This is a genomic window from Ignicoccus sp. (assembly GCF_056435145.1).
This window is the reverse complement of sequence record NZ_JBWNMZ010000011.1, coordinates 1-26,781: the sequence shown is the minus strand read 5'-3', so window position 1 is coordinate 26,781 and position 26,781 is coordinate 1. Positions and strand designations below refer to the sequence as shown.

At 54.5% G+C, this 26,781-nt stretch carries 34 protein-coding genes, 1 tRNA gene and 1 rRNA gene; 13 read left to right on the top strand and 23 right to left on the bottom strand.

Going from position 1 to position 26,781, the window contains the following annotated elements; translation table 11 throughout:
• Positions 1 to 92: 92 nt before the first annotated feature.
• The gene (locus tag AC1HCZ_RS03945; protein ID WP_479462245.1) at positions 93 to 866 is read left to right on the top strand and encodes a nitrilase-related carbon-nitrogen hydrolase; all 774 of its coding nucleotides are present in this window, start codon (positions 93 to 95) and stop codon (positions 864 to 866) included.
• On the opposite strand, the gene AC1HCZ_RS03940 is transcribed toward AC1HCZ_RS03945, so the two are convergent.
• From AC1HCZ_RS03940 to AC1HCZ_RS03920, 5 genes are read right to left on the bottom strand one after another with little or no spacing between them, the layout of a single operon-like run.
• Positions 814 to 1,011, bottom strand: a complete 198-nt coding sequence (locus AC1HCZ_RS03940; protein WP_479462244.1) for a hypothetical protein — start codon at positions 1,009 to 1,011, stop codon at positions 814 to 816. The two genes, AC1HCZ_RS03945 and AC1HCZ_RS03940, sit on opposite strands and share 53 nt — an antisense overlap.
• Before the next feature lie 39 nt (positions 1,012 to 1,050).
• Positions 1,051 to 1,770 (bottom strand): hypothetical protein, encoded by a 720-nt coding sequence (locus tag AC1HCZ_RS03935; protein ID WP_479462243.1) that lies wholly within the window; start codon positions 1,768 to 1,770, stop codon positions 1,051 to 1,053.
• Positions 1,739 to 2,794, bottom strand: coding sequence for a hypothetical protein (locus tag AC1HCZ_RS03930; protein ID WP_479462242.1), 1,056 nt, complete (start codon positions 2,792 to 2,794; stop codon positions 1,739 to 1,741). The genes AC1HCZ_RS03935 and AC1HCZ_RS03930 overlap by 32 nt, the downstream gene beginning before the upstream one ends.
• Positions 2,784 to 3,521, bottom strand: a complete 738-nt coding sequence (pcn, locus tag AC1HCZ_RS03925; protein ID WP_479462241.1) for a proliferating cell nuclear antigen (pcna) — start codon at positions 3,519 to 3,521, stop codon at positions 2,784 to 2,786. Before pcn ends, AC1HCZ_RS03930 begins: the two co-directional genes overlap by 11 nt.
• A gap of 45 nt (positions 3,522 to 3,566) precedes the next feature.
• Positions 3,567 to 4,949 carry an aminoacyl--tRNA ligase-related protein gene (locus AC1HCZ_RS03920; protein ID WP_479462240.1) on the bottom strand — a complete coding sequence of 461 codons (1,383 nt, stop codon included), beginning with the start codon at positions 4,947 to 4,949 and terminating at the stop codon, positions 3,567 to 3,569.
• A gap of 100 nt (positions 4,950 to 5,049) precedes the next feature.
• Here AC1HCZ_RS03920 and AC1HCZ_RS03915 point away from each other — a divergent pair, with 100 nt between their 5' ends.
• The 4 genes from AC1HCZ_RS03915 to AC1HCZ_RS03900 all read left to right on the top strand — a co-directional run bounded on the left by AC1HCZ_RS03915 (position 5,050) and on the right by AC1HCZ_RS03900 (position 8,083).
• Positions 5,050 to 5,391: a transcription factor S gene (locus tag AC1HCZ_RS03915; RefSeq protein ID WP_479462283.1), complete on the top strand. Its 342-nt coding sequence runs from the start codon at positions 5,050 to 5,052 to the stop codon at positions 5,389 to 5,391.
• Between the two features lie 141 nt (positions 5,392 to 5,532).
• Positions 5,533 to 6,090, top strand: a complete 558-nt coding sequence (gene thpR / locus AC1HCZ_RS03910) for an RNA 2',3'-cyclic phosphodiesterase (RefSeq protein WP_479462239.1) — start codon at positions 5,533 to 5,535, stop codon at positions 6,088 to 6,090.
• Complete coding sequence (cca, locus tag AC1HCZ_RS03905; protein WP_479462238.1) at positions 6,087 to 7,394, top strand: CCA tRNA nucleotidyltransferase; 1,308 nt, start codon at positions 6,087 to 6,089, stop codon at positions 7,392 to 7,394. The genes thpR and cca overlap by 4 nt, the downstream gene beginning before the upstream one ends.
• The gene (locus AC1HCZ_RS03900) at positions 7,385 to 8,083 is read left to right on the top strand and encodes a serine/threonine protein kinase (RefSeq protein ID WP_479462237.1); all 699 of its coding nucleotides are present in this window, start codon (positions 7,385 to 7,387) and stop codon (positions 8,081 to 8,083) included. Before cca ends, AC1HCZ_RS03900 begins: the two co-directional genes overlap by 10 nt.
• On the opposite strand, the gene AC1HCZ_RS03895 is transcribed toward AC1HCZ_RS03900, so the two are convergent.
• A complete protein-coding gene (locus AC1HCZ_RS03895; RefSeq protein WP_479462236.1) occupies positions 8,073 to 11,033 on the bottom strand; it encodes a hypothetical protein in 2,961 nt (986 codons plus the stop codon). The two genes, AC1HCZ_RS03900 and AC1HCZ_RS03895, sit on opposite strands and share 11 nt — an antisense overlap.
• A gap of 52 nt (positions 11,034 to 11,085) precedes the next feature.
• Between AC1HCZ_RS03895 and AC1HCZ_RS03890 the strand changes: the two genes are divergently transcribed.
• Positions 11,086 to 11,688: a helix-turn-helix domain-containing protein gene (locus tag AC1HCZ_RS03890; RefSeq protein WP_479462282.1), complete on the top strand. Its 603-nt coding sequence runs from the start codon at positions 11,086 to 11,088 to the stop codon at positions 11,686 to 11,688.
• Here AC1HCZ_RS03890 and purQ read toward each other — a convergent pair.
• The 3 genes from purQ to AC1HCZ_RS03875 are packed head-to-tail and all read right to left on the bottom strand — an operon-like array spanning position 11,672 to position 13,290.
• On the bottom strand, positions 11,672 to 12,331 hold the full coding sequence (purQ, locus tag AC1HCZ_RS03885; RefSeq protein ID WP_479462235.1) for a phosphoribosylformylglycinamidine synthase subunit PurQ: 660 nt from the start codon (positions 12,329 to 12,331) through the stop codon (positions 11,672 to 11,674). The genes AC1HCZ_RS03890 and purQ overlap by 17 nt on opposite strands.
• Entirely contained in the window at positions 12,318 to 12,590 is a 273-nt protein-coding gene (purS, locus tag AC1HCZ_RS03880; RefSeq protein ID WP_479462234.1) for a phosphoribosylformylglycinamidine synthase subunit PurS, read from the bottom strand. The genes purQ and purS overlap by 14 nt, the downstream gene beginning before the upstream one ends.
• On the bottom strand, positions 12,583 to 13,290 hold the full coding sequence (locus tag AC1HCZ_RS03875) for a phosphoribosylaminoimidazolesuccinocarboxamide synthase (RefSeq protein WP_479462233.1): 708 nt from the start codon (positions 13,288 to 13,290) through the stop codon (positions 12,583 to 12,585). Before AC1HCZ_RS03875 ends, purS begins: the two co-directional genes overlap by 8 nt.
• Positions 13,291 to 13,353: 63 nt before the next feature.
• On the opposite strand from AC1HCZ_RS03875, the gene AC1HCZ_RS03870 reads away from it, so the two are divergent.
• Entirely contained in the window at positions 13,354 to 13,866 is a 513-nt protein-coding gene (locus tag AC1HCZ_RS03870; protein ID WP_479462232.1) for a hypothetical protein, read from the top strand.
• On the opposite strand, the gene AC1HCZ_RS03865 is transcribed toward AC1HCZ_RS03870, so the two are convergent.
• From AC1HCZ_RS03865 to AC1HCZ_RS03855, 3 genes are all read right to left on the bottom strand, one after another.
• Positions 13,799 to 14,995: an Nre family DNA repair protein gene (locus AC1HCZ_RS03865; protein ID WP_479462281.1), complete on the bottom strand. Its 1,197-nt coding sequence runs from the start codon at positions 14,993 to 14,995 to the stop codon at positions 13,799 to 13,801. The genes AC1HCZ_RS03870 and AC1HCZ_RS03865 overlap by 68 nt on opposite strands.
• Before the next feature lie 58 nt (positions 14,996 to 15,053).
• Positions 15,054 to 15,545: a DUF2795 domain-containing protein gene (locus AC1HCZ_RS03860; protein WP_479462231.1), complete on the bottom strand. Its 492-nt coding sequence runs from the start codon at positions 15,543 to 15,545 to the stop codon at positions 15,054 to 15,056.
• An 83-nt stretch (positions 15,546 to 15,628) separates the two neighbouring features.
• A complete protein-coding gene (locus tag AC1HCZ_RS03855; RefSeq protein ID WP_479462230.1) occupies positions 15,629 to 16,591 on the bottom strand; it encodes an AsnC family transcriptional regulator in 963 nt (320 codons plus the stop codon).
• Between the two features lie 99 nt (positions 16,592 to 16,690).
• Here AC1HCZ_RS03855 and AC1HCZ_RS03850 point away from each other — a divergent pair, with 99 nt between their 5' ends.
• From AC1HCZ_RS03850 to AC1HCZ_RS03835, 4 genes are read left to right on the top strand one after another with little or no spacing between them, the layout of a single operon-like run.
• Complete coding sequence (locus AC1HCZ_RS03850) at positions 16,691 to 16,858, top strand: 50S ribosomal protein L40e (protein ID WP_479462229.1); 168 nt, start codon at positions 16,691 to 16,693, stop codon at positions 16,856 to 16,858.
• A 6-nt stretch (positions 16,859 to 16,864) separates the two neighbouring features.
• Positions 16,865 to 17,434, top strand: a complete 570-nt coding sequence (locus tag AC1HCZ_RS03845; protein WP_479462228.1) for a nucleotidyltransferase — start codon at positions 16,865 to 16,867, stop codon at positions 17,432 to 17,434.
• Positions 17,427 to 18,053 carry a translin family protein gene (locus AC1HCZ_RS03840; protein ID WP_479462227.1) on the top strand — a complete coding sequence of 209 codons (627 nt, stop codon included), beginning with the start codon at positions 17,427 to 17,429 and terminating at the stop codon, positions 18,051 to 18,053. The genes AC1HCZ_RS03845 and AC1HCZ_RS03840 overlap by 8 nt, the downstream gene beginning before the upstream one ends.
• Positions 18,053 to 18,451, top strand: a complete 399-nt coding sequence (locus AC1HCZ_RS03835; RefSeq protein WP_479462280.1) for a hypothetical protein — start codon at positions 18,053 to 18,055, stop codon at positions 18,449 to 18,451. The genes AC1HCZ_RS03840 and AC1HCZ_RS03835 overlap by 1 nt, the downstream gene beginning before the upstream one ends.
• 1 nt (position 18,452) lies before the next feature.
• Here AC1HCZ_RS03835 and AC1HCZ_RS03830 read toward each other — a convergent pair whose 3' ends face one another.
• The 7 genes from AC1HCZ_RS03830 to AC1HCZ_RS03800 form a co-directional block, all read right to left on the bottom strand.
• Positions 18,453 to 18,650, bottom strand: coding sequence for a hypothetical protein (locus AC1HCZ_RS03830; protein ID WP_479462226.1), 198 nt, complete (start codon positions 18,648 to 18,650; stop codon positions 18,453 to 18,455).
• A 2-nt stretch (positions 18,651 to 18,652) separates the two neighbouring features.
• Positions 18,653 to 19,192, bottom strand: a complete 540-nt coding sequence (locus AC1HCZ_RS03825) for a potassium channel family protein (protein ID WP_479462225.1) — start codon at positions 19,190 to 19,192, stop codon at positions 18,653 to 18,655.
• The gene (locus AC1HCZ_RS03820) at positions 19,164 to 19,841 is read right to left on the bottom strand and encodes a creatininase family protein (protein ID WP_479462224.1); all 678 of its coding nucleotides are present in this window, start codon (positions 19,839 to 19,841) and stop codon (positions 19,164 to 19,166) included. The genes AC1HCZ_RS03825 and AC1HCZ_RS03820 overlap by 29 nt, the downstream gene beginning before the upstream one ends.
• A 19-nt stretch (positions 19,842 to 19,860) precedes the next feature.
• On the bottom strand, positions 19,861 to 20,610 hold the full coding sequence (locus AC1HCZ_RS03815) for a hypothetical protein (RefSeq protein ID WP_479462223.1): 750 nt from the start codon (positions 20,608 to 20,610) through the stop codon (positions 19,861 to 19,863).
• Positions 20,611 to 20,654: 44 nt separating this feature from the next.
• Positions 20,655 to 21,110 (bottom strand): hypothetical protein, encoded by a 456-nt coding sequence (locus AC1HCZ_RS03810; RefSeq protein ID WP_479462222.1) that lies wholly within the window; start codon positions 21,108 to 21,110, stop codon positions 20,655 to 20,657.
• A 114-nt stretch (positions 21,111 to 21,224) separates the two neighbouring features.
• Positions 21,225 to 22,487 (bottom strand): ArsB/NhaD family transporter, encoded by a 1,263-nt coding sequence (locus tag AC1HCZ_RS03805; RefSeq protein WP_479462221.1) that lies wholly within the window; start codon positions 22,485 to 22,487, stop codon positions 21,225 to 21,227.
• Between the two features lie 6 nt (positions 22,488 to 22,493).
• Positions 22,494 to 22,787 carry a transcriptional regulator gene (locus tag AC1HCZ_RS03800; RefSeq protein WP_479462220.1) on the bottom strand — a complete coding sequence of 98 codons (294 nt, stop codon included), beginning with the start codon at positions 22,785 to 22,787 and terminating at the stop codon, positions 22,494 to 22,496.
• Between the two features lie 96 nt (positions 22,788 to 22,883).
• Here AC1HCZ_RS03800 and AC1HCZ_RS03795 point away from each other — a divergent pair, with 96 nt between their 5' ends.
• The gene (locus tag AC1HCZ_RS03795) at positions 22,884 to 23,246 is read left to right on the top strand and encodes a hypothetical protein (RefSeq protein WP_479462219.1); all 363 of its coding nucleotides are present in this window, start codon (positions 22,884 to 22,886) and stop codon (positions 23,244 to 23,246) included.
• Here the strand turns inward: AC1HCZ_RS03795 and tes are convergent.
• A complete protein-coding gene (gene tes, locus AC1HCZ_RS03790) occupies positions 23,212 to 24,990 on the bottom strand; it encodes a tetraether lipid synthase Tes (protein ID WP_479462218.1) in 1,779 nt (592 codons plus the stop codon). The genes AC1HCZ_RS03795 and tes overlap by 35 nt on opposite strands.
• A gap of 68 nt (positions 24,991 to 25,058) precedes the next feature.
• Entirely contained in the window at positions 25,059 to 25,478 is a 420-nt protein-coding gene (locus tag AC1HCZ_RS03785; protein ID WP_479462217.1) for a hydrogenase maturation nickel metallochaperone HypA/HybF, read from the bottom strand.
• Between AC1HCZ_RS03785 and AC1HCZ_RS03780 the strand changes: the two genes are divergently transcribed.
• The gene (locus AC1HCZ_RS03780) at positions 25,466 to 26,089 is read left to right on the top strand and encodes a DUF447 family spectrin-like domain-containing protein (RefSeq protein ID WP_479462216.1); all 624 of its coding nucleotides are present in this window, start codon (positions 25,466 to 25,468) and stop codon (positions 26,087 to 26,089) included. The genes AC1HCZ_RS03785 and AC1HCZ_RS03780 overlap by 13 nt on opposite strands.
• Here the strand turns inward: AC1HCZ_RS03780 and AC1HCZ_RS03775 are convergent.
• Both AC1HCZ_RS03775 and AC1HCZ_RS03770 read right to left on the bottom strand, forming a co-directional pair.
• Positions 26,068 to 26,143, bottom strand: a tRNA-Ala gene (locus tag AC1HCZ_RS03775). The genes AC1HCZ_RS03780 and AC1HCZ_RS03775 overlap by 22 nt on opposite strands.
• 293 nt (positions 26,144 to 26,436) lie before the next feature.
• A 23S ribosomal RNA gene (locus tag AC1HCZ_RS03770) occupies positions 26,437 to 26,781 on the bottom strand; the annotation flags it as partial.

Here is a 26,781-nt window from a genome sequence, read left to right as displayed (position 1 = left end):
TTTCTCATGAGACGACCTCCCTTCTCTAGGTTGATACTATAATCTATTTGGAAGATAAGTAGTCATTTCGGTTAGCTAAGGGGTATCGGAGCTTGCGTGTCGCCTTATTTCAGATGAAGGTAACGGACGGAAGCGTACGCAACAACCTAAAGAGAATTGACGCAGCATTGAAGTACGTTACAGAAAATTATTCCGTGGACGTTCTGCTCACTCCCGAGCTCTCTTTGACCGGGTTCTCGAAACCTCCAAAGGAAGAGGTAGCGAGAGCGATAGATTACCTAAAGGACCTGAGCGGCGGATTGGCCATAGGCGTAGGCTCGGTTTACTTTGAGGGGGACGAGGCGTACAACTCTTACTTGGTAATCTATAACGGGGACATAATTTATTTGAGGAAGAAATTTATGTTGTTCGAACCCATGGGGGAACGCCAGCTGTTCGCGCAAGGGGACCCGCCGACGGTCTCCTATTTCAAAGGGTTTAGCTTCTCTGTATTGATATGCTACGAGCTGAGGTTCCCCGAGCTGTTCGCGCAGGCCCTCGGCGCCCACGCTTTCGTGGTGCCGGCGGCGTGGCCCTCCTCCAGGACGGAACACTGGAAGACTCTCTTGTTCGCCAGGGCCGTCGAGACGTCCAGCTACGTCCTAGGGGTTAACCGTTGGGGCGAGGGGCCCTACGGCCCCTTCGGGGGGCGGAGCTCCTCCTCGTCGCCCGAGGGGCAAACCTCCCTGGGCGAGGGGGAGGGCGTCTTGATAACGGAGCTCAAGAAGGAGAAAGTAGAAGAATGGAGGAAATTCCCGTCGTACAAGGATAGGGTTAGGTTGCTAGGAACTCGGCTAGCTTTCGAGCGTCGCTCAGGTACAAGTTGAGGAGCGCCCTTGTGCCTATTAATTCCAGTTTAGCCTCCTCATCTTCTTCGGCTATGGGCTCCAACAGCCTGAGCTTCCTTTCTAAGTTTTCTATCTCCAGTTCTAGCTTTTCCAACTCTGTCTCGATTAGTCTCTTAGGCTCCACGCTCCCTCCCGGAGGATTATAGGGTCCCTTTAGCGCAATTTAACGGACCCGAGAAGTAATATTCCTTCTCCTCAAGACCTCCGCGACCGCCCTCCAGACGTTTACGCCGGACCTAACCATCTCGCTCAGCTCATTCCACTCGGAAGGCGTCACCTTCTCGAAGATCATCTCTACTCTGCCATCCGGTAAGAACTTGCCAGACACCCTAACGTACTTTTCCCCCTTTTTCTCTGCAAACGCGCCGCAGTAGGAGATGAGACAGAGCACGGGCTTCCTGCGGCCGAGGGCGCAAGACCTCCTAGCTCTATTAAAGAAGGCGCACTGCCCGAAGCGACGGACGTCCAACCTGTAAACGGTCTCTTCGGTGCCGTCGAGCAACCTCACGTTAACCTTCGGTTTGTCCCTTATCTCTATACCTAGATCGCGGGCCTCGGTCTCGAGTATTACCGCGCCGGAGTTCCTTTCACAACACTGGCCGCACCCCTTTATGCATATCATCTTGTAAGAGTTCCTCAACTCCTCGGAAGTAACCTCGATGAAGGCGCTCCGGTCGGCCGGACCAGTCCTCTTGAACACGGCCGTATACACCTTTTTGGACGGTATGTAGTAAGTACCCAAGTAGAACTTCCGAGCCAAGTGGGCTTGTTTCAACAGCCAGTAATCAAACGACTTGGTGCCGTCTGGATGCCTCAAGGCATAGTAAACTTGCAACGTCACCTTCACCTCGCTAAGGGAGCTCGTCGAAGCGCAGTATTTCAACTAGCACCTTGGCCGCAAAGTAACCCCACAAAGGGCCCGGGAGCTCTCCGACCTCTCCCCTCTTCATAGACACGCGCTTGCCTAGGATTTCCAAATCGAAGTCGTACTTAGACTTAACCAAGGTTACGTAATCAATGAAAGGGCTTAATGTAAAGTCCCATATGAATTTATCTATCTTCTTTACCAACAATGCTGACTTGCGGTTGACGCTTTCCAAGACTCTCAACAACCTACTAGTATCTACAGTAACTTGTTTGTCGACGTCTATCTTTGCCGAAGCGAGGGCCCGTTCGAAAACCACCTCCGGATCGTCCACTTCCCCCCAGAGCCTCACCCGCTCCGGGAGCAACTTCGAGAGTGCCTCGCCTAACCTCCCCCTCCACCCGGGCTCCTCGGGCCTCGGGACGAAGCAGTTCCCCTCCAAGCAGAACTTTTCTTTAATTAAGAGGTCACCCACTATGAAGTCAACTACCTCCCTCCTCAAGGTCTGATCTGCCGCATCGTACTGCGTGTCTCGCGCGACGACGTGGAAGCCCCGGTTTCCTGAGAAGTGGAGCTCTACCTTTTCCTTTTCTATCCCAAAATACCTCACGAGGACGTCTACGAGCTTGAGCGCCCGTTCGAAACCGTAGTACAGGCACTCCTTGGGCAAGAGGGGGAGCGGCTCGCCGGCGCAGTCCGCGGAGGAGGGAACTACCGTTTCCCCACAAGCCTTGTAAGCAGGCCCGCAGCCGGGCGCGTGGTCGACGTCTATGTCGAACTGTAGGTCGGCCCTAAGCCACCCCTTAGCCTCCATTTTGGGGGCGGCTGGCTCCCTGTAGCTGGCCGTCGATATGTACACGTCCAACCCACGCTTCTTGATAACTAAGGACCTCAGTTCTTCCACGTCCGAAGCACTCATGTGCCTTACCATCCCGCCCTCGGCTGTCTGGACCGCCACCTCCCTCTGGCTCAAGTCCTCCGGTACTTCAAACCTCGCTTTCTTGTAATATTCTAATATCATCAAGTACAGCTTATTCGACACGCGGCGCGAGTAAGTAGACAAGCTTGCCACCCTCTCCTATCTCAAACGTAGCTCGAAGGGGCATGTCGTTCCCTATTTCCAACACCACCTTGTCTGCCACTTGAGATACCGAACTCACGTAGGTAAGGTATTCAAGGCCGTAGGACGACCTCACGCTCTCCGGCACCCGGTAGTCCAAGAGCACCCCAGAGTCCTCAGAAATTATAATTTCTGCGTAGCCCAAGTCGCTGCTGGCTTCGACCCTCAAAGTGCCGGGCTCTAGGTTGAAAGTGACCGTGTCCGCTATGGGTTCCAAGTCCTTTATGAGCTCTCTGTAGGAGTCCGATGTGATCTCGACGCTTGCAGGCAACTCGAGGTCCACCTCTGGCAACTCCTCCTCGTAGACCTCCAACTGAGGTAAGGTGAACTTTCGCGACCCGTGGCCCTCGAACACTATCGAGTAGCTGTTCTCACCAACTTCTATGCTTAACTTGTCTTCCTTCGTGGCCCTCCTCATAACCTTAGCTAAGTCTTCCATATTGATGCCAAAGCTGACGTCTCTCTCAACTTCAAACACCTCGAAGCCCGAAGACGGTATTGCGAAATCTATTAGAACAACCTTCGACTCGTCCATAGTTTTTATCCTGAACCCGTCCTCATTCACGTGTGCCACGGTCTCCTTAACTACCTTAGAAATTCCTGATATCACGTACTTCCATACTCTAGCGTCGAAGAAGGTGAGCTTCAACCACTTTCGCCCTTTAGGGACTCTGGGCGAGAGGTAAGAAAGGGTTTACACCATATAAGATAGGTCGGCCGGTACTCTCACCGGAGCCCCCGCCAACTCCACCGCCCCCCTCTCCATCTCCTCGACTACCTTGAGGACGTCGGCCGCCTTCAACTTCAATTGCTCCCTTTTCCTCTTGTGGTGGTCGTAGGGCCTCGCCAAGACCGACCCTTCCTCGGCCTCCTTCTTGCCAACGTAAAGTACCAGAGGGGGCTTCACGGTCGACTCTACCTTCCTCACGTCTCTTGATAAGTGAGTCTTAGTACTCGTCAACGTTGTGACACGAATTTCCTTCTCCCTCAAAATATTTGTCACTTTCTCGCTTAACTCCTTTATCTTTCTATCGATCTCTTCATTCCCGGTTAATATTTCCACTACCAACGCTTGCAGCGGCGCCAATGGGAACGGCAACCTACCCTTAAACATCTCCAAATATATCCCCAAGAACCTCTCGAGCGAACCCAACAAAGCTCTGTGTATCATGTACAAATTCGTGTCTACGCCGTGAGTCTCCTTGACTAGTTCGGCTAGTTTGAACCTCTTGGGGAGGTTGAAGTCGAACTGAGCAGTGCCTATCTGCCACTCCTTTCCCCCCTCTTCGTAGACCACTACGTCCAACTTGGGGCCGTAAAAGGCTGCCTCTCCCTCTTCCGCGAAAAATTCTATCCCGTACTTCCTCTTTACCTCTTCAGCTACCTTGAATAGCCTCTCCTCGGCGAAGGCCCACATCTCCGGCTCTCCCATGAACTCCTCGCCTATTTTGCTCTTATCTGAGAGACTGAGCCTTAACTTCACGGTCCGGGAAGTGACCGGTATGTGGAAGAGTTTCTCGTAGATATCTTTCATCATTTCAAATACTTCTATTAACGCTGACTCTACGTGTTCCTCTGGGGAGAACAAATGGGCGTCGTCCTGAGTGAAGGCCCTCACCCTCAACAGTCCCCTCAATGCCCCGGCTATCTCATAGCGGTGGACCGTTCCCGTCTCGAATATCTTAAATGGTAACTTTACCTTCGACGAATATTTCTGCAGTAAGTTCGTAAATATGAGCACGTGGAAGGGACAGTTCATCGGCTTTATCGCGTATTCGTCGCCCTCAATATTCAGTAAGAACATGTTTTCCCTGTAGAATTTCAAGTGGCCCGTGAGCTCGTAGAGCGTAGTTCTAGCTATCGTCGGCGTCTCCACTACGTAATACCCTTTCCTCGCGTGGTACTTGTGTAGGACGTGCTTCAAGGCTGTCCTCAAAACCCCTCCGCCAACGCTGAACAGGGGGTTTCCGGCCCCCACGTAGTAGCCGTACTCCGCACCCAATTTGGGAACTGGCGTCGTGGGCTTGACGGCTATGTCTAATTCGACGGCGTAATCCATGTGATCTTTTTGGTCCACGCTTGTGCCCCCGTACGCGACTTGTGAGGCACTATTCAAGCTGCGTCGCTGTTTAAGCAATAAACCTCTGAGCGTCGTTCCGCAGCTGGTGGTCGAGAAGTTGAGGTTCTGCCCTAAGTGCGGCTCGTTGATGGTGGCCAGAAGGGTAGGCGGTAAAACGGTACTGAAGTGCATGAGGTGTGGCTACGAAATGGAAGTTACTGGGGCTCAGAGCACGTTGAGAACGGCGAAGAAAATAAGACACAGCGTGAAGGAGAAAACTATTGTAATAGAGAATAACATAAAGGTTGAGACACTCCCTAAGACAAGAGACGTCATATGTCCCAAGTGCGGTCACGACGAGGCTTACTACTGGTTCGTGCAGACGAGGGCCGGGGACGAACCCCCGACGAGGTTCTACAAGTGTACGAGGTGCGGGCACGTATGGAGAGAATACGAGTGATAGAAAAGGTCCTAATGAAGGCCGTGAGAGAGGTAGAGGAGGCGTACTTGAGGTCCCCTCCCTACTGGAGCGGCCGGGCCAACGCGTTCAGAGCGTTACAACTCTTACGCTCAGCCCTAAACCTCCTGGAGGAGTTGAAACTTGCTGAGGGCTTTCATAGCGGTAGACATAGAGGGGGAGCTGAGCGAGAGGCTAGCCAAGCTCGCGGAGTCCTTGAAGAACACCGGAGCTGACGTAAAGCTGGTAGAAAAAGAGAACTTTCACATCACCATAAGGTTCTTGGGCAACGTCCCCGAAGAAAGTGTAGATATGATAGAAAATATCATGAGGAACGCCGTAAAGGACGTGAAACAACACAAACTCAAGCTAAAGGGAGTAGGGGCCTTTCCGAGCCCAGAGAGGCCAAGGGTGGTTTGGGTGGGGGTTGAGGGCGACGAGCACTTGAGGAAGATATTCGAAAACGTGGAGAGAGAGCTAAGGAAGTTAGGTTTTAAACCAGAAACTAAGGGCTTCACCGCTCACGTAACCTTGGCGAGGGTCAAGAGCGGGAGGGGGAGGGATGCCCTAGTCAAGTGGATTAACGATATGAAGGATATAGAGTTAGGAGAGCTAGAGGTGAAGAAGATAAGGTTGAAAAAGAGTACGTTGACGCCCAAAGGACCGATATACGAGACCCTAAGAGAGGTAGAGCTGGCTTGAGCTCCCCTCGCGCTGACATAGAGGAGAGGGTCTTAAGCAAGATAAGGCCGACCGAAAACGAAATAAGGCTAAGGGACGAGGTGTTTATCGTAACGAAGAAGATTCTCGAAGACACCTTGAGGAAGAAGGACTTAGAAGGCGAAGTGACTCTGCAAGGTAGCGCGAGGAAGGGAACGTGGCTCCGAGGCTCGTTGGAGCTTGACGTGTTCGTGTTATTCCCGCCTAGGGACAAGAAGTGGATAAGCGAGGTTGCGTTTCCTATCCTCTTAGAGGCCGCTGAGGAGTTGGGAAAGCCGGAAGTGAGGTTCGCAGAACACCCTTACGTGAGGGTCGTCGTCGAGGGAGTTCCCGTGGAATTGGTGCCGGCGTTCAAGGTGAAGAGGGCCAGCGACGCGATAACCGCAGTCGACCGGACCCCCTTCCACACGGAGTGGTTCCTAAAACAAGTGAAGAGGTTGGGGGAAAGGATAAGAGACGACGTGAGGTTGCTCAAGGCATTCATGAAGGGGATAGGGGTCTACGGGGCGGAGATAGCCGTCCAAGGTTTCTCCGGCTTCCTGTGTGAGGTACTCGCCGTGTACTACAGAAGCTTTGAGGGGACAGTGAAGGCGGCGCGAGAGTGGAGGCCCCCTACCGTCTTAGAAACCTCGCTGAGTGAGGAAGAGGCCTTAAAGATGTTCAAGGGGCCGCTTATAGTGCCGGACCCCACGGACCCCAACAGGAACGCGGCCGCAGCCGTAGGCTTGAACTCCTACTCTACCTTCATAATAGCGTCTAAGCTTTACACATCCGAGCCCTCCGAGAGCTTCTTCTTCCCTCCAAAGCCCGCCCCCGCAAGGCCGCTCTTGCCGACTTACGTCGTGGAGATCCCGACCTCCGGAGCCCCTCCGGAGACCGTCTGGGGAGAGCTGAAGAGGGTCGCTAAGTCTCTGGCGAAGAACTTGAGAATAATGGGATTTGATGTGACGAGGTTCGCTGTATGGAGCGACGGGGAGGTGGCCAAGGTCGCGTTCGAGTTCTTACAAGACGCCTTGCCTGAGTGGGAAGTGGCGAGGGGACCGCCGGCTTGGAGCCCTCACGCCTTGAGGTTCGTGAAAGATAAGGAGTCTTGGTGGGTGGACGGAGGAAGACTCTTCGCCAGGAGAAAGAGGAAGTACACCAAAGTGAAGGACGCAATCGCGGATTTGTTGAATAAGTTGAGAGCGAAGAGTTTGATCCTCAACAACAGTAAAATAGAAAGCGTTGAGGTTGCGGAAGAGGAATGGTTGGCAGAGTTCGTCTCGGGGAGACCGGCTTGGTCTTGAAGGTCCGCCCAGAGGAGGCTCCCATCTGTTTCCCGAAACGGACGTGCGAGCTGGGGGAAATCTTGGAGGGGAGGGGCGTCGAGTGGATCTACAACTTCGGGTCCCGCGACCTCTGGGGGTTCAAAGTCCTAGGGGTGGGGTTCAGGGGAGTAGTGTTCTTAGCCGAATGGAATGGGAAGGTTGTAGCCCTAAAGGTTAGGAGGGGCGACGCGAACGTGGACATGGTAAAAGAGGCCGAGCTACAGAGGTACGCGTGGCCCGTGGCGCCGAAGGTGTTCGACTACGACAGGGACTTCATAATAATGGAATACGTATCGTTCCCCAGCATTGAAAATGTCATTGGAAATTTGGACATTATGGGGCTCAAGGAACTTATAGTCAAGGTGTTGGAGGCCGGCAGAGAGCTCGACAAGAAGGGAGTGGACCACGGAGAGCTGACCAGGCCTTGGAAGCACGTGCTCGTCGGTGACGAAATTAAGATAATTGACTACGGCAGTGCTTCCAAGGTAAGGAGGCCCTCGAACGTGACCTCATTGGCGTCCGGACTGCTATTAAAGCCCTCCCCGCCAGCCTCCATCATATCCGAAAAACTCAAGGTTAACAAAGCCTTACTGCTGGAGGCCGCGAGGAAGTACAAGAGGACTATGGACGACGAGGCCTTCCAAAGCTTGCTGGACCTCATCCTGTAGAGAAATATTTCAAGAGGATTATGGATACTGTTAATATACCCATTATGAAGCTCAATGAAGCTACGGCGTAAGCCGTCGCGTACAACGGGGTAGATGGTTCTATGGAGTTCATAACTCCCAGCGCCAACAACATCCCCGCGCTCAAGCTCAAAACTCCGGGAAGTTCTCCCACTGGGTTCCATTTCTCCGTAATGTTCACCACGCTTATCGCGGGCGGCGCGACCGCCGTTGCGTTCCTCGCCGCCCGGCCGCGTTCCTTGGGCTTCGCGTACAAGTAAACCGTGCCGCCGGCCGAGACGCTAAACGTCTGGTTGCCCAACCTCAGCTCTAAAGTGGGCTTGTCGTATACCAGTATTATTGAACCGCGTACCCTCAAACTCTTCCCGTCCACAGTCACGTTAACGACGGCGGGACTCTTGAGGTAGCCCTTCTCCTCCAATGTCACGATCTTGTATACGTAACACGTCCCCTCGCCCGGCTCCACCGCTATGCTGGAGACGAGGCGTCTGTTGCCAACCGAAGTGAGCAGCTGTGGTAGCTTTACCTCACACGTCTTGTTGTTCTCCACGACTAACATCCTTAACGTGGCGTTTAAGGCGTCAGGAGGTAGGAGCACTGTAGCCTTCTTGTCCACCGGATAGGTCAAAGTGAGGTTAGCCAAACTGAACTTCACCAATCCCTTGACCGGCTTCCAGTTATCGTAAAGCTCCACAGTTACCGGAACCGCTAGCTCGACCGAAGCTTGCGGAGATAGCCTAAGAACGACCGTACCCCCGTTTGCGAGCGCCTCGAACTCCTTGTCGCCAAGCTTCAGCGTGACAGTTTTCGTGGGTACGACGAATACCGCACTACCGTTTACTATTACCTTCCTCCCGTTGACTAGCAACGTTGTAGTTACCTCTCTCTCGCCGCGTAACACCACCACCTTCAAGCTGTGGTATTTAACACTTATAGTTCTGTTTATAATAGCGTATATCGGAGCCACCTTGTTGTCTGTCATCAAGGGGGGCAAGGTGGTGTTCGCCAGAGCCCCCTCGGGGGTGGTAACGCTGAAGATGAGCTTCTGGGATGCCCACTGGCGGGGGATCATAACTTGGGCGGCGCCTTTCACGTAATACTGCACGCTCGCAGTCCCGTTACTCAGCGTGATGAGCCCCTCCCCGACGCCGTCCAGAACGACCTTCACGGACGTGTCTAAGTTGCCTAACGGCACTTTGACGACTCGTTCCCCGCTCGTCGTTGAGGGTTTCAAGCTGACTTCCCTTATGCCCTCAGGTATTATAACTTCCAATGCATTCCCGGTCGAATCTACGGCTTTGAGAAGGACGTAAGCATACTTCGGCTTGACGAACGTAAACGTGTTGTTATTCACTAAAGCCCAAGTGAGGCCGCCGTCACAACTTACGCTTATCGGGGGTATCATTGTTGTGTTTATCTTAATGCTCTCGCCGGATAGAGCATAGGGACTGGGACACAAGTAGACCCACTCACCGGAAGAGACCTTCAACGAGGCCTCGTACCTACCTACCTTCAGCTTGACCTCGCCGCCGCACGGCAAGACTACCGTAGTCGGGGTCCTCGTAACTTGCAGTCCGAAGACGGACTGGCCCGCTTGTACCTCCACCTCCACCGGCGAGGGGGCTACGAACTTAACAAGACAACCCCTAGAGGGCTGTGCGGGGGGGAAATTCAAGACGACCTCCGCGGCCTCCGGAGATATCGTTAAGGACGTCGCAGTCCCCTTCGAGGCGGACACGAACTGCATCGCAACTTGGCGCGGGGGCAACAAAGCGTAACAGAAAGCGCCACAGTAGACCGCTCGCCCGCCGACGACTACCTCGAAGGGCTCTGAGGAGTTTATAGTCACCAGCCTCAGTGCGCCGGACTCCGGGAATACGACCAGATTCTTGTCTACGACTTCAGTTAGGTTCAGTATTGCCACGGAGTCGTCGACCCTCAGTACGGTCAAACCTCTGCACGGGACCGGCACGCTCACGTAGGCGAAGGGGGGCGCCTTAACCTCGATCTCGTAAGACGGGGAGACAAGGGAGACCGAGTGGCTTCCCTTCGCGAGAACCGCTACGTTTAGGTTACACGCAGCCCTCACGGAGGTCCCTCCTTTTCCCCCGCCGAACTTCAAACTGACGTTGCCGACAGGGAGAGATAGCCTGGCCGTCGGAGGGTTGAAGTAATAGAAATAACTCCTCCGGGCTTTATCCAACCCTATGAAGTACCTTACGACAGGCAGCTTGAAGTAAACGGTTCTGCCGACTAACAGCGGCCTAGTCAAAGGTTCGGACGTTAACGAGATGACGCCCGCCCCTTCGGGCCAAGAGACGAGAACGTAGGGCGAGGGCTTCCCTCCAGGGCTAGACCTCCCCTCTAGGCGCAAGTAGGCCCGTTCGCCCGAGAGGACCAGCGTGAGCCGTTCTTCCGGTCCCGGCTCTAGGGCCTTAGCGCGGTAAAGAGCCACGCCCTTGAGCGTCCTTCCCGGTACCTTGGCCGTTACCTCCAAAGCCTCGCTCACGTAGGCCACGCCCGAGAGATCGCTGTCGGCCCCCACTTCTTTCGGGCTTAACTCCAGTAACGTCATAGATATGAAGTCCTTTATCGAGTTTAACAAACACTTAGAAACTGTCGGCAACGGAACCTTGAAGGTCAAGTCACATCCGCTCAAGTGAGTGGCTAAGGCCTCCTCCACGGTCCTCGAGGCTTCCTCACTCCCCGCGTCGACGTTCAAGCTCACGTTTCTCATTGTCATAGAAATAGGGTCGTAGTCCGCGGTCAAGGAGACTTTGAGGTAAGGCAGCTGAAGCGTCCTCGCAGCCTCGGGGTTCTCGTATACGAGCGTTACGTTTATGGGCCACGCGACCACGACCGCTATCAGCGCGAGCGACGTCAACGCGAGCTTGCTCATTCCCCTATAGCCCCCGCTCGCTGCGAGACTCAAGCTAGTAAAGGTTGAACTCCCCGTAACCGTCGGTAGAAGGGATTTGAGCGGAATGAGCGCGTACGTAAGAACTCGGGAAGACGGGACTGTAGAGATAGACTTAAGTCACGTGCCCTTGAGACCGACCAGCAAAAAGGAAATAATGGAGCTAGAGACGGCCTTAATTATAGGCACTATCTACAGGCCTGACGTAATTCAATTGATACTCGACCCCGTGGAAAGGGCCACGTGGGTGGACAGCTTGGCCGTAGCTGCCGCCGCCTTGGCTAGGTACAAGGCCGGCTACACTATATCCCAGATAGCAGAAGAGCTGGGGAGGAGCGAAAGCACCATAAGGAACCACCTCAAGGGCAAGACCAAAGCGGGGAAACTGGTCCTCGAGACCTACGAAATGTTAGCGAGAGGAGAGCTCAAGCTGGTGATACCGATCAAGGGCGTAATCATTCCGGAAGAGAGGATAAGGGAGCTGGAGGCCAAAATAAATGAGCTAGAGAGGGAGAACGCGAAGCTGAGGGAGAAGATAAGCCAACTGAGCTCCGCGGAGGAGGTGGAGAAGCTAAGGGCCCGCTTAGAGGAGCTTCAAAAGGAGTTGGAGGAGAAGGAGAAATTGTTGTCGAGGCTGAAGGAACTCTTGTGCCCTACCACCCGTGCTTAAGAGCCCTCCTCAAGCTGGTCCAAACTTTGCTCCCTCCCGGTCCCCTCCCCGGCGGGGCCAGGACCTCCTCGGCCGCCCTTTCGGGGTGGGGCATCAAGCCTACCACGTTTCTCATGCCGGGCGAGCGGAGGCCGGCGACGTCCCACAAGCTCCCGTTTGGGTTGTCGACGTACTTAAATACTACGTTGTTGGGCTCGCTCTCCGCGAAGTACCTCCCCTCCGCGTGGGCCACCGGCATGTCGACCTCCTCGCCGAGCTCGTAATCCAAGGTCCAAGGAGTCTTATCGTCTACAACCTTCAATTTCACCCACTTACACACGAACTTGTTGTTCGTGTTATGTAACAGCGCCCCACTGCCCATTAATCCTCTTTCCATGAGCATTTGGAAGCCGTTACAAATCCCCAAAACTGGCTTGCCCTCCTCGGCGGCCTCGACCACTTGATCCATAGCTGACGTTACGGAAGCTATCGTCCCCGCCCTCAGCCGGTCGGCGTAGCTGAAGCCTCCGGCTAAGACTACTGCGTCCCACTCGCTTTGCCTGAACTCCTTGTACCATACTACCTCCCCCTCCATCCCGTACAAGTTTACTACGTGCTTGACGTCCTCGTCGCCGTTGGTGCCCGGAAACTTAAGCACGGCCACCCTGATAGGGCCTCACCTCCATCTCGTGGACCACCGGGTTAAAGATGCGCATCTCTCTACAGAGTTTCTCCACCTTTTCTAGCGCCTCCTCCTCGTTGTCGGCCGACACTGTAAACAAGAGCCACTTACCAGACCTAACTTCCTTTATCGAGCTGGCGAATGAACTTCTGTTGACAAGCTCGTTCTTTATGGTCTCGCCTTCGGGATCTCTGGCTACCCTCTTGTTCCGGATTATGACCTCGACCAAGTACTCATTCAACGTTCAGCGCCCCCTTCAAGGCTCTTAACAGCTCCACGTACCTCTTCAAGACTTCTTCGCCGCTCGCCCCGCGGCGGAACAAGTCTTTATCGTAAGCCTCGCCTCCCTTGTGCGCCCTGAAGGAGTCGGGGCTCAGTTCGTCTATTAGTATCACCTCACCATCGTTACTAATTCCGTACTCCACTTTGAAGTCTATCAACTTGAACCCCGCCCTCTCAAACAGCCCCGAAAGGGCATCGTTAACATTCAAAGTAATCTCTCTAATCTTTTTCATCATTTCTTTTGTGACGATCCCGGCCGCCACGGGGTCGTCCTCCGCCAGCAAGGGGTCGTGGAGTTCGTCGTTCTTGTAGTGCACCTCGAAGACCGGCACGACCAGCTTCTGGCCCTCCTCAAGCACCGGGAGCCTCTTCAACAGACTCCCGTAAGCGTAATTCCTCACAATAAATTCCAGCGGTAAAGGTTTGGTCTTAAGGGCAATTATCTCGTCACCCTTCCTACTCAAGAAGTGAGTCTTGATCCCGCGCTGCTGTAAGTACTTCATTAACAGTTCGGTGAACTCAGCGTTCACCGCCCCCTTTCCAGCAACCTTCTCCACCTTTTTGCCGTCAAACGCTGTAAACACGTCTTTGAATTTGAGTAACACTTCGTTCCCCAAGTCGTACACTTTCTTAGTTTTTCCTTCGTAGATGAGCTTCAAGGCGTAGCCCTGAGAGGAGGTTAGGTGGACGCTAATTAAGGTCTACTGACGACTACAAACGCGATGAGAATGGCCGCGCGGTGCACGGAGTTCGAAGCGACTGTCGCTAAGGACGGCGACGCCGCCTACCTAATATTGACATGTATCAGCAACTCCAAAAGAAAGGTGTACAAGTGTTTCCAAGTGCGCGTTAAGAGGGACAAATTGAGCGTCGGCGACGTTACTACTTTAACCTTCATAGACGAAATAAAAATGGACACGGTGTTGAAAAGCTTACAAGCGTTCGGCAACTGGCTCGCGAAGAGGCTGAACGAGGGGAGGAGCAGGGTAGGGTACGTGGAGGAGATGATAGCGAAGTTCATAGCTTATTCGCTCTGTAAAGAAAGGGGGAAGATCGTGGAGTGCCTGAAGCGCTGTAAGCTCGTCACGCGCAAGGGACCAATAGGGTGGAAGGCCGTTTACCAAATGTTCGTCAATACCAAAGATATGCCTAAGGAGGTAGAAGAGCCTAAGCTTTGGACCGACGAGTTGCCAAAGGAATGTATTCACTCAAGCTCCTCTGCCTCAAGCTCCTGAACATCGAAGCCTTCTCGTCTTGTAGCAACTCTAAGGCCTCTTTCAAGTTCATGCTCCCAGAATCCAATGCCTTCAGCGCAGCCAAGTAAGCGCCCTCCCGCACTTGCCACGCCCCCAAGGGGATGTAGTAATCGGGGGTCACCCTCCTTATGACTAATGCAGTAGCGCTCACCCCCCTCTCCCTTAATGCCTTGAGAACGCCGACCTTCAACGCGTGGAAGCCTCCGTCGTCCGGGTCCTCAGCTTTGGACCCCACTGTGGGCCCCTCGTAGTTATATATAGTTACTTCCTTGGGCGTCCACAAGCTCCTCGGCTCCCAGACCTCTATCATCTCGACTGCGGGAGGCCCGGGGAGCAACAGGACTTTGTAGACGTTGCCGTAGTGGGTGTGGAAACCCACCTTAGGACCTTCGATCCACGGGAAGCCCTTCATGTCTTCCTTTATCGCCTTGGCCACTGCCACGTCGACGGCCGTGATCGCCCAGCGGGTCGGCACGAGCCTCTTCTTTATTCCAAACATACCGACGCTGAATGCCTTCTGGATCAAGTATATACTCCTCCCCGCCCTGAATAACTCCTTCACTACCGCCTCTGCCTTCAGCTTCTCGCCGCCCCTTCTCTCTAACAAGGGATCGACTTTAGGGTTATCAATAACTTTTATTTCATCAGCTTTGATTGATACCCCCACCGGAGCCAAAATGCCGTCCAAAGACGGCGGAACGGGCCTCCCAGAGCTCTTAGCCTCGGCGTCCACGGGCCTCTCGGAGACAGCTCCCCAGAGCAAGTCCCCCTTGAGCAACTCTTCCGGCCTCCTCGCGTCAAACCTCTTGAACGGAAAGATCATCTCCATTCGGAGCCTGGCCACCGCCTCGAGGTCGAACCCCTCCCGCGCCCACAGCTCCGGCGAGTCTCTAACCCTTGGATCCCCATATGGGGAAATGCCTAAGGACACGGGGACCTTGGGGTAGCCCGCTTCCCCCACGAGCGGGGAGGGGGGAGTAGGGCCTTCGGGCCTCCTGCTATCCCAACCGGCGGAATAGAAGCTGCGCGCCCTCTCTAGGATCGGACACCTCTTCGCCCCGCAGAGCTTCCGGTAGCCCTTACACCTAGCGCATACCTCTGGGGGCACCCTCTTCAAGTCGCCCTTTGCCTAGAGGGAAGGCGAGAAGCAAGTTAAAAAAGGAGAATTAAGCGCTGGGGAGTTCTACCTCCTCCCTCGCGTAGCCCATCTCTTCCAGCTTTCTGGCGGTGATCGCTATCTCGTGTAACAACTCCGCGGGCGTTTCGAAGGTATCCTTCTCTATGTGATCAAATATCACTTCGATGGGTATGCCTCTCCAACTGACGCCCTTAAGCTTTTCCTTCAGCTGCTCCTTGGTCACTGGGAAGTCGACGCCCTTAAGCCTCCTCAAGACTTCCGCCGCCCAGCTTATGCCTCTGTGCGTCACCAAGCCCCTCTCTTCTTCCACCTTCTTGGCGGCTTCGGCCAAGTAGTGGAGGACCTCGGCGGGCGTATCGAAGGTGTCTTTCTCAACCTTTTCCAGTAGCTCCTCTATCGGCAGACCCCTCCAATACATCCCCTTAAGCTTTTCCTTCAGCTGCTCCTTGGTCACTGGGAAGTCGACGCCCTTAAGCCTCCTCAAGACTTCCGCCGCCCAGCTTATGCCTCTGGCCGGCATGTCCCTCTCCTCGGTTCTACCTTAGAACCGAGCGGCCTTATTAGTCAGAGAGAGACCGTAATACCTTACTGCATCTCGTTAGGTCAGCGGGCTACTCCGGGTTTCAAGTTCTCCAGGCTATAGAGCTTTCTATAGTCATAAGGGTCAAATTCTTCTATGACTCTTGCGGCGACCTCCTCCACAAGCTCTTTTCTCGTCGCGTGCAACACGAAGTACACCGGGTAGGGCCACCTCTCGTCCACTATCCTGGCCACTACGTGAGAAGCTTCTGGGACCTCCTCCGCTATCCTCCTACAAGCTCCCACGTCGTCGTCTACGTTCATGACTATCATTGAGTTATATTTGAACCCTATCTTGTCTCCGTCCACGCTGGCCCCAGGGTTCCTCAAAACTCCTTCCCTCAACAACAACTTAACTTTGTCGACCACCTCGTCTTCCGTCATCCCGTACTTCTTAGCGACTTCCGCATAAGGCCTCTCGACGGGTTTTAGCCTCGAGACGTCTTTCGGGAATTCCTTGGGCAGTCCCAAGTCCTCCGGCTTTGGGACCTCATCCTTCTGGGGGGTGTAAGGACTCCAAGCGATCCCCTTTATCGGGTCGTACCGTACGCTTACCTTGCAGACCTTCTTGCTCGGCAACACCACGTACTCCTCTAAGCCTAAGGGTTCAAGTATGTTCTTGACATCCTCTCTGAGGGCTTCCAGGTTCTTGGCCTTTATGGTGAACCAGACTTGGTAGTCGGGGTCCTCCCTGAGGTAGTTGTGAGTTACCTCCGGGTTTTTCATCAACACCTCCTTTAAAGCGTCCACGTCCCTCCTATCCTTCACTCTCACCCCAACTAGGGCCGCTACCTTACCCATAGACTTGTAGTTGACAGTAAATCCTATTCTCTTTATTATCTTGTTATCCATCAGACTCTTAGTCCTCTCTAGGACATGCGCTTGGGAGGTGCCCAGCGCGCGAGCCACCTCCTCGAAAGGCGTGGGCGTGAGCGGGAAGTTGTACTGTAATTCGTATAGCAATCTCTTATCCAAATCGCTCAGCAACGTCGAGTACCCGCGGCACCTCGTGGGTTCGGGTTAATGACGAAGGAGGTTGGAGAAAATATAACTTTCTCCGGGCGTGGGTGCGTAGGGTGAACGAAAGTGCCCGTGACAGACCCCGAGTTGGTAGCTATAGTGCAGAAGAGGGTTCTCAAGAAGTACGTGTGTAGAAGGTGCGGCGCGCTGAACCCTTGGGGGGCCACCAAGTGTAGGAGGTGTAAGAGCACTAACCTCAGACCGAAGCACTACGAGCTCGGGGGCAAGAGGTAATGCGGTTTGACGTTCACTTTAGATGACCTAATATATGTAATGAAGAAGCTACAAGAGGCTGGCTTGGACGCAGTAATAATAGGCGGAACCTCCGTGGAGTTGGAAGCGAAGAACAAGAAGTTCAGCGGGGACTTAGACCTCTTTCCTACAAACCATTACGCATTGGTAGAAGAGGACTTCTTCCGGACCATCGCTGACGAGGAGGGCTGGGAGTACGGTCACACGGGCTTGGGCACGCCCAAGATGGTCGCCAAGGGACCCAAGAACGAGGTCGAAATAGAGTTTTACGACAACATTATGGACTTTTACGTACCCGACGAGATACTAAGCGGGGCTAAGGCTATAGAGATCAAGGGCGTAAAGATAAAGAAAGTATCGCCGGAAGACTACGTAGTGCTGAAGTCGAGGAGCGAGGACCCAGAAGCTATAAGCATAATAAGGGGAGTTAAGGCGCTGGCCGACAGCGGCAAGATAAGCCTAAACGTGAGGAAAATAAAGGAAAGGCTCGAACTGTTCCCAGAAACGGACGTACCGCTAATGAGGAAGAGGTTGAAGGAGGCCGGGATAGATGTCTGAGAGGACGTTCACTCCCCTAACTAAGGACTACGCCGAAAAACTAGCGAAAATGCTTGACGAGTACGACGAAATGAAGGACAAGCTCCACGACCTTTCAAGGCAAATAATAAAGAACAGCAAGCTTTGCATCTATGCAATAAGGAGGGGTGAAGTGAAGAGGGCTGAACAGTTAGTAAGAGAAATGAAGGAGTTGAGGAACGAATTGAAAGAGTTGTTAAAAACTAACTTGAGGCTCGCAACTATAAATATAGCGTTGACCGCCGAACAAGAATACGTGGAGGCCCTCAGCATATACTTATTCGAGAAGGAGAGGAGGTTTCCGACCTTAGAGGAGGCCGAGACCTCAGTTCAAGAGTATGTGGCGGGCATTATGGATGCCGCCGGAGAACTCTTGAGAATGGCAGTTGACAACATGCTCAAGGGCGACATCGAGTACTCAAAAGAGGTCAAGGAAGCCATAGAAAACATATACGTATTCATGTTGTATGTAAATCCCAGGGACTACGATCTAAGGAGGAAAATAGACTACGTCAGTAACATCTTGAACAAGCTTCAAGAGTTCTTATTTTATAAAGAAGTAGTGGGGTCCGTGAAGACCAAAACTGGTGCTGAGAAGTGATGAGCCGTGTGAGGCCTGAGGTCCCGAGCTTTCGAGAGCTCGCGGCGTGTTTGGGGGCAAAGCCCAAGGTAAGGCTCTTCCGTAAGGGCAGCTCCCTCTGCGCCGGGTACCAAGGCTGCTCATTTTACGTGGAGAGGAGGAACGCTGTGACCCCAGGCGGGGTCAAGCTGTTAGCCCGGTGGGCCGAGAGAGGGGTCGTCGTGGCCCCCGACGAGAGGAGGGCTATGCTGTTCCTATACGGGAAGGATCTGTTTGATTTCGAATTAATCAAGCCCTCGTGCGAGAGGGGGTACGTTCTGGTGTACTGGGACGAAGTCTTGTTAGGGTTGGGTCTGTTGAAGAAAGGCTTGGTCATCAATGTTTTGGACTTCGGAGAGTTCTTGAGGAGGGGGTACTGAGCTACCAACACCACACCAGCGCCTTCTTGTGAACTACCTCGTCCGGGTCCGGAGCCTCCTCCGCCGCCACGGTCTTCCCTCCGAAAGCCTTCGTCAGCGCCTCCGCGACCCCGTCGTCTTCGTCAAAGTAGTATAGGACGAAACACCCGGTGCCCACCGTGGGGCCTAAGGGCCCCTTGTTCCAACACCTCTGCACCATCTCTAGCTCACCACAAAGTAAACCACTATGTCGCCGGGCTTCAAGTGCGTGCTGGGCGGCATCCAACGCCCCCTGCTCAGCACGGCTATGGGTATCCCCTTCTCCCCCGCCAACGTAAACGCGTCGCACTCGTCTGCGTTGAGACACTCCTTGGACGCCACCTTGAGTTCGCCTTTCATGGCGTTTAACAAGAGCAGGCCAGCGTAGGGGTAGGTCGCTATGGACGCCGCCACCCTGGCCACCGCGTTCACCGGGAGCACTACGTCAGCGCCCAAGCGCTCTAATATTACCCTCACGTTGGGGTCGTCCGCGAGGGCGACTATTCTGGGCGCTTGACAGTCGTTCTCTAGGACCAGCGAGTAGACGTCCAGTACGCTCTGTATCACGTCCTCGTCGCTCCCGCAGCTTATGACGGCTTGGTAAAAGCACACGTCCTCGTCCTCCTTTAACTTAGAGGCTCTCTTGACCTCGTAGCCTCCCCTCTCCATGGTCTCTGCTATCACCGAACACTCCTCACCTTCCCCCACCACCAAGATCCTCAAGGTCCCTCACCAGCTCCCTCAACGCCTTAACTACCTCCTCAATTATTCGGAGCCCTTCTTCCTTGCGGGCCTCGGAAACTGACTCAGGGGAACAGCCGTACTCCCCGGAGTGCCAAGGTATTAAGATCCCCTTCTCCACTGGAGGACTCTTGTACCTCTTCGACTTCCTGACCACCACGCTGTACCCCAAGGCCAAAGCCAAAGAAGCCTCGGCCCTGCAGAGCTTCTGAAAGTCGTCGTAGCCCAAGGACTCTATTACGCCCCACACGTCTAGCACTGCCGTTTTGGCCCCCCTCTTGTAGGCCTCCATCGCGACGGCCTCGATCACCGGCGTGGCCCCCTTGTGGGCTACCACGAAGACCACGGGAACGGAGAACAACTTGTACAGCTGGGAAGTAACCTCCAACAAGAACGCTGAGAGCGTAGGAAGGGACACAGTCACTGAAAAGGGGTGCTCGGGGCTGAACGAGTAATTTATGGAGGGCGCCACTACAGCCTTCTCGCACCCACACGCCACCGCCTCGGCTATCTTGGTGTCCAGCCCCAAGGGCAGCGGGCCGTGGTCTTCCAAGCTACCAACCGGCACCAAGACGGCCTTGGCTAACCTCTTGACCTCCGAGGCGGAGGCGTCAGCCAGCTTGACGCACAAAGGGCTCCACCCGCGCCAATTATATCAATAAGGACAGCGCCTCCCTGGCGCTAGCCACCCCCGCGTAACGCCTCTCCGTCACTACTGGCAACACCTCGCTCTTGATTTCGACCATCTCCTTGATTATGTCTGATACTTTGGTCTCCGGCGTCGGGTAGGTAGGCAAGGGCTCTGCCAAGTCGCCGGCCGCCCTCTCCAAGGGGGCGCTCTCCCCCATCTCTAGCTGACTCAATGTGCTCTCCAAAGTCAAGAACCTCAAGAACTTCAGCGGGGTTATTATGCCGAAGGGCCTCTTCTGACCCACCACCGCGTGACCCCTCAACGGGTAGATCAAGGACGCCTTCAAGGCTTTCATGAAATCCCAAAGGGGGTTTATCAATGGGGACCTCTTGTCTATTATCTCAGAGACCTTGTGAGCCTCCAACTCCTCCTCGTGCTCTACTAATACGTAGAGAGAGTCTAGGAGGGAGCCCCCTTTCCCCGCTACCGCGCTCACGTCCCTCCCCAACATGACTTTGACAGCTTCCTCGGACCCGTTAATTACGGGGACCTCGTAGGCCAGTTCTGAGGCGTCGGTCCTAAACACCTCTATAATGTCTATCGGCGTGTCGGCTAAAGATATAGCCCTCAGTATCTGGACTGCGTCTATCATAACCAGCGGGGCTCCCTCGAGCAACGCGTAGGGGGTGTTGTTAAGAACCATGCTCTTGGCCGCGTCCAAAACGGAGGTGCCGCGGGCCAGGGGACCTACGGTGTTCTGCGACAACAAAGAGATCTGCCCTTCCGAGCTTGGGACGTAGGGAATAAAGAGCTCTAGGCGAGCTCCCTTCTTATAGACTCTAATATTAAGTTAGCAAGGGTACTTACCGCCGCCCTAGCCCTACTCTCCTTGTTCCCGATCTCCGCGAAGGCCCAGTACACGTCTTGAGGGTCTGTTCCGAACTGGTCGGCTATCATAGCTATTATGTCGATTATATCTACGCTCAGCAAGTCTAACAATGTGTCCTTTAAGTGTCCTTCCGGCATGTTGAGGACCTCTAGCAAGGCTTCCGCCCTCTGGAGGGCCTCCTCCAAGGGGGCCTCGCCAACCGTCGCTACCAGCTGGTCGAACGTCACCTCCGCCGGGAGCTCCAAGGGCTTTGCCCCGGCTCTGGCAATCATCCTCAGCAGGTCAGATTCAGCCTCTTTCAAGTATTCCTCTTCGGGAATGCCAAAGTTGAAGAGGAACGTACTGATAGAGGCCTTACGCACGGGCCCTAACGTCTCCACCTCGCGTCCCCGGTACTTCGTTAGTATCGCTCACCCGAGTAATTAAAGCGGTTGGGACGGTGTCACGGATCCGCCGTACTCCCGTCGGTCATCGCTCCCTTCGATAATCCCTCGTCATCTCCACAAGGCGTAGTAAAGGACCAAGGCCGAGCCCAGCGCCCAAGCGGTGTAGTAAGCTCCGTATTTAAGGAACTCCCGGAACCTCACCGCGTACCCCTCTTCCTCCAGCAAGTGGACCGCCGTTATGTTAGTCGAGCTCCCGAAGTAAGTTATGTTACCCCCGAGGGTAGCCCCTATCAAGAGGGCCAGCAACAGTTTAAAGTAGTATATGTTACAGTGCGCAGACAACCTAGAGATCACCGGAAACATCGCCATTAAGTACGGGACGTTGTCCACCACAGCCGAGACCGCGACCGACACCATAACTATTAAGGCTGTCAACTTGTAGTAGTCGCACGAGGCCGCCCTAGTAAAAATCTCGGCGACGAACCTCATGGTACCGCTGTCTTGCAAGGCACCGACCATCACGAACATTCCGGCCAAGAACGCCAACAGCCTCCACTCGACCGACTTCACAACGAACTTAAAGTCCCTTGTATATGCTATTATTATAGATGCCCCCACTAAGGCCGGCAGACTCAACCCTATGCCGAGCTGTTTCCTGAATGCCAGCAACAGTATTTTAATCATCAGTGCCACTAAGCTTACATAGGCTAGCTTCTTATCCCTTATAGAGCTTTTCGTGTCGTCAGATTTCGGTACATCGAACTTTCCCTCCACGAACGTGTATGCAAAGGCCGTAGTGGATGTAAATAGGGCAATTAAGACCATCCAGAATATAGAGGGCTTGTCGCCGTGGAATAAGAAGTCGCCGAAGTCCAAGTTGAAGTATCCCGCCGCCAAGGCGCTCTGTGGGTCGCCCACCAACAGCGCCGCCCCGCCCAAGTTCGAGGCGAAGGCCACAGCGAGTAACATGGGAACAGCGTTAACGTTCAAGGAGCGGGCTACGCCGAACACCATTGGGGCCAACATTATCAAAGTAGTCACGTTCTCAATGAAGAGTGATACTACTCCGGAAACCACGGCCAACGACCAAGTGAGCCTCCTCAAGTCGCCCCCGCTCCACCTCAACGACCTCCGCGCCAGCTCGTCCGTCAAGCCCGACTCTGTCAAGTAGGCCGAGATGACGCACGCCCCGGCTATCAAGCCCAGCACGTCCAAGTTCAAGTGTTCGGGGAGGCGGGAGGGTTCCACGAGCCCTGTCGCGAGGGCCAAGGCGGCCCCCGCCAAGGCTACCCAAGGGCGTTTGGACTCCGGCAAGAAGACCATGAGGGCTATAGCTCCCGCGAAGAGCGCTCCGGCCGCTAGCTCCCTCAAGGCACTTCACCTTATCACGAACCTCGGGGGCTCTATCCACTGGCTCTTACAACGCGGACACTTGGACGGCTTCTTCAGATGTGCGTCCTTGAAGACGAAGCCACACTTCTTACAGTAAGCCGGCTGCACGTAGAGCCTCATTCCCCTCCTCTTGACCGTCTTGGCCACGTGTTTTAGCTCCTCGTACACAAGCTTCTCGTCCTTTATGCCGAGCTCCAGTGCAATGTCCTTGGCACTCAGAGGCTCGCGCGTCTCCGAGAGGATCCTTATCATCCTTTCCCTGAGAGTCTCCCACTCCAAGCACTCTGCCCCCGGCGCCCTCTTCGGTAACATTCAAATGATACTTTCCCCGCCACCTCGTCCCCCTCAACGCCCTAGATCCCAATGGGTCCTCCCTTGGAATACGTAGAGGTGGACCAGAAGGAACTCAAAGAGCTGTTAGACGGTTACTTAAGAGAGCTTTACGAGTACAACGAAAAGCTTCCAAAAAACATAATGCTGAAGGCTTTCCACTACGTGAAGAGCAAAGGGAAGGTATACGTGTACATAGGCAAATACTTTTATAAGTATGAGAAGGACGGAGCGAAGCTCCGATGGAAGTACTTGGGTACACAACCACCGGAGGGGTGCCCCCCTCCGCCCCCTAACCCTCTGGACGGCTTGGTGTTCCAAATAAAAAGGGGAAAAGTGTACATAAGGAAAGACTTGTACGAGAAGTACTTCGCTAAGAGGTCCGCAAAGAGCGTATTTTCTCCATGAACGGGGCGTAGGTCCTCTTGTACTCTTCGCCGGACTCCAACAACTTCACGTTCCTTATGTACTTCCGGAACACTTCCGGGCCCAACTTCCTCTTGGCCTCATCTAAGCTCATGCTGTTTTCCTTTATTATATAATCCCTATACAAGTCGTTGAGCACGTTGTAAGCACAGAAGGGTATTATCCTCCCGTCCGGAGCCGAGTAGTGGATGTTACACCTCATGACCCTCTGGACGTCGTAGTTGTAGAGATCCATGAAGTGCATAGTCCCGATGTAGAGGAGCTTATAGTGCAGCTCACCCAAGGCCTCGTAGTTCCTCTTCAGTATTACTTGGTACAAGAGCTTCCAAAAGTCGAAGCCCTCAGGAGCCTTCTCTTGATCTATGAACTTCCTCAAGTTGTATAATATCTTCATGGCCACTTTCATCTTAGTTAGCGCGCTGCCCCTCTCCAACTCGTCAGCCTTCTCCTCCAAGTACTCCGCGAGCCCCTCCACGTCCACGAACCTCGGCAAGGGGACGTAGCTCACCTCTGTGCCCTTGCGCTCTACGTAGACATAGGTGGCCGCTCCGCACATGGGGTGGTTCGTCATCTCGAAATGGGGAGTGTTGTAAGAGAATTTCTCCATGAACTTGGAGAAGGCCACAGTTATGGGTACTGGGTACCAGTCGTCGGCTGTTATCTGACCCCCGGTCTGTTCCTCCAGAGCTTTTATCAGGTCGGGTATGGTCACCCTGGCTTTTTCCCTCTCTCTCCTAGGCATCAATCCCGTCAGCGATACTGGCTGGAAGTTCACTCCCCTCACTATATCCATGTTGAGGGCAGCGAACTTAACTATGTCTCCTACCTCGTGTAAGTTCCAGTTCTTTATCACTGTCGGAACTAACACGACGGAGGTCATCCCGCCCTCCCTGAAGGCCGCGAAGGTGTAGGGGACCTCCCAGTGGTTCTTGGGGTTAGTCTTGGGCGTGACGCCGTCGAATGACAAGTAGACGGTGTTCACCCCTATCTGGCCGTCCACGTACCTCAGCGTCCGCACGTACTCGGCCGCCGCCCTCGGATCCTTTAAGTAGAGCTCCGCGAAGCGTATGCCGTGAGTGTTGAGCTGTATGTGCCTAACTCCCAGCTTACGGAGGAGCTTGACTATTTCCGGTAGGTCACTCCTCATGGTCGGCTCTCCGCCGGTCAGCTGAACGGCCACGGGAACGCCTTGGCGCATGACTTGTTTGATCATGAACTCTATCTGCTCCAGTGTGGGTTCGTACACGTACCCAGCTTTCTCAGCGTAGAAGAAGCAGTACCAGCAGGTCAAGTCACACCGGTTGGTGACGACTAAGTTAAGCAGAGCTGTGTGGCTCTTGTGCATCGGACAAAGGCCGCAGCTGAACGGACAAGGGGCCGTGAGCTTCGTGTAGGCCGTAGTCCCCTTTCCGTCTTCTTCCCACTTTTCGAACTTCTTGTACAGCTTTGCGTCGCCGAAGTATATTTCCTCTATTTCGCCGTGCTCCGGACAGACCCTCCTTATGTAGACCTTTCCCTCGCGCTCGAACACTACTGCCGGGAGGAGCCTGTAACATTCCGGACAGAGGCTGTTAGTGACTTTTAGTAGCTTCTCCCCCTCTTTGAGCTTGGGGAGGGGACCGCCTACTTTTATAGTGCGGTTCGCTATTTTTATTGTGTCGCCGTCGTAACGGGAAGGCTCAAGTAATCGAAAGCTCTGCGCTTTCCGTGCGCTCAGAGCTGACATCTCTTGCCTCCAACAAAGAGTGTGCGAACGTTAATTAATAATGAAAGTGCGTTGGTTGGCTTTGGGGTTCACTCGCTCCCGTCTTGATATTCGAATCCCTCTATCACGAATTCCGTTCCTTGCACTATTTCCACCTCCGAACTACCGCACCGCGGACACTTGAGCAGTTCCTTAACTAGGTGAGGGTACAAGTGGATTACCGGTATGTTGGATTCCAGTTCGGGGTAAGCCTCCCTAAAGCCCCACTCGTAGCCACACTTCTTGCACATGAACTTAGACGGGACGACCTCTATCTCTAGCTCAGCCCCCTCCAAGGGGCTTCCCAAGGAGTACGCCTCGAAGGCGTTGCGCAGGGCCGTTGGGTCTACCAGACTCAACTCCCCTACCTTAACTATGACCTTAGTTACCTTGACGTTCTCAAGTCCTTCATTTTTAAGAGCTTCCATGACGGTGTCTATTATCATGAGGGCGTAACTTGCCTCGTGCAATCCGCGACTCCGTTGCTCTGGAGGGCATCGAAACGCTGAAATACTTTAGCAGCACATACAACGAGAGCTTAGCCGTCTCTGGAAGCGTTCGGAGCGTCTTGGGGGTGTGGAGGGAGGGAGACGAGCTAGCGTTCAACGTATACCCTGGACGCTTTGAGGGCAGGATGCTGAAGGAGGGCAAAGTGCTCTTGTTCGCTTCATGCTCCTCCGCCGAGTACGCGGACTTCGCTGTGTTTAAGAGGGGGCCCTTAAAACGGACCCCAGTGGGTCCCGGCCCCTCGCGCTGGTACCTAGCGGTCGAGTGCGAACTGGTGAGTTACCGTTACTCCTTCCCCGCGAGGGTCACGTGCAGGCCGACCAAGGGTTTCTGGAGGCCGGCGAGGCCTCCGCGTAGGGCTTTTTTCTACATCCTAGAAGCGTTAGTCCTGATAACCAGGCTCCACTTGAAGGACGAGAGGGAGAGGATAAAGGAACTCCTTCGCGAAGCCCTCCGTTTGGGAGACGAGGAAGACAAGGAGGTCGCCCGACGCCTGTTGGAACGCGTGGGAGGGCGAGGGACGGAGAACGTTCGCCATACCTATTTTGGAGGTGGTGGACCCGCCGGGATTTGAACCCGGGACCTCCGCCTTGCGAGGGCGGCGCTCTTCCAGCTGAGCTACGGGCCCGGGGGAGGGTTCCTGTAAGCCTTAATAAGTTTTGAGGGGTTCGTTTTGACAGTTGGGTCCCTCGGATACGCGTGAAAGAGGTCGGACGGTTGGGACGGCTGGAGAATACAAGGTTTGGGTAAACTCGACACAGCTAGGAACGTGGGGGAACCGTGTAGGGCGAGAGAGGAGAGAAGGGGCCCACGATCCGGGTCGACCGGCCTCGAGGTTTGCCGGCCTCCGGGCCCTCGGGACCCCCGGGGACGAGCCGGAGCCTACTCTTGCGGCCCGCCCCGGGTGAGAAGCCCCGCCCGAGGCAAACGGCCTCGGGCGATTGGGAGCGGCGGGCTCACCCCTCGGGAAGACCCCTCGAGGCTTACACCCCCGCCCCATCAACCCCGTCTTCTACGGGAGCACTCAATGGCCGCCTCTTTTCGGGGTGGGGTTCCCGCTTAGATGCTTTCAGCGGTTACCCCTTCCGGCGTAGCTGCCCGGCTCTGCCCGGCCGGACAACCGGTACACCAGAGGCCGGGGCGCCCCGTTCCTCTCGTACTGAGGGCACCTTCCCCTCAGGCGGCCGACACCCCCCGTGGGTAGAGTCCGACCTGTCTCACGACGGTCTAAACCCAGCTCACGTTCCCCTTTAATGGGCGGGCAGC

Excerpts from the sequence above, each read along its gene's own strand:
- AC1HCZ_RS03890 (WP_479462282.1), top strand. The coding sequence starts at position 11,086 with ATGAGCGCGTACGTAAGAACTCGGGAAGACGGGACTGTAGAGATAGAC.
- AC1HCZ_RS03870 (WP_479462232.1), top strand. The coding sequence starts at position 13,354 with ATGAGAATGGCCGCGCGGTGCACGGAGTTCGAAGCGACTGTCGCTAAG.
- AC1HCZ_RS03860 (WP_479462231.1), bottom strand. The coding sequence starts at position 15,545 with ATGCCGGCCAGAGGCATAAGCTGGGCGGCGGAAGTCTTGAGGAGGCTT.
- AC1HCZ_RS03840 (WP_479462227.1), top strand. The coding sequence starts at position 17,427 with ATGTCTGAGAGGACGTTCACTCCCCTAACTAAGGACTACGCCGAAAAA.
- AC1HCZ_RS03835 (WP_479462280.1), top strand. The coding sequence starts at position 18,053 with ATGAGCCGTGTGAGGCCTGAGGTCCCGAGCTTTCGAGAGCTCGCGGCG.
- AC1HCZ_RS03830 (WP_479462226.1), bottom strand. The coding sequence starts at position 18,650 with ATGGTGCAGAGGTGTTGGAACAAGGGGCCCTTAGGCCCCACGGTGGGC.
- tes (WP_479462218.1), bottom strand. The coding sequence starts at position 24,990 with ATGTCAGCTCTGAGCGCACGGAAAGCGCAGAGCTTTCGATTACTTGAG.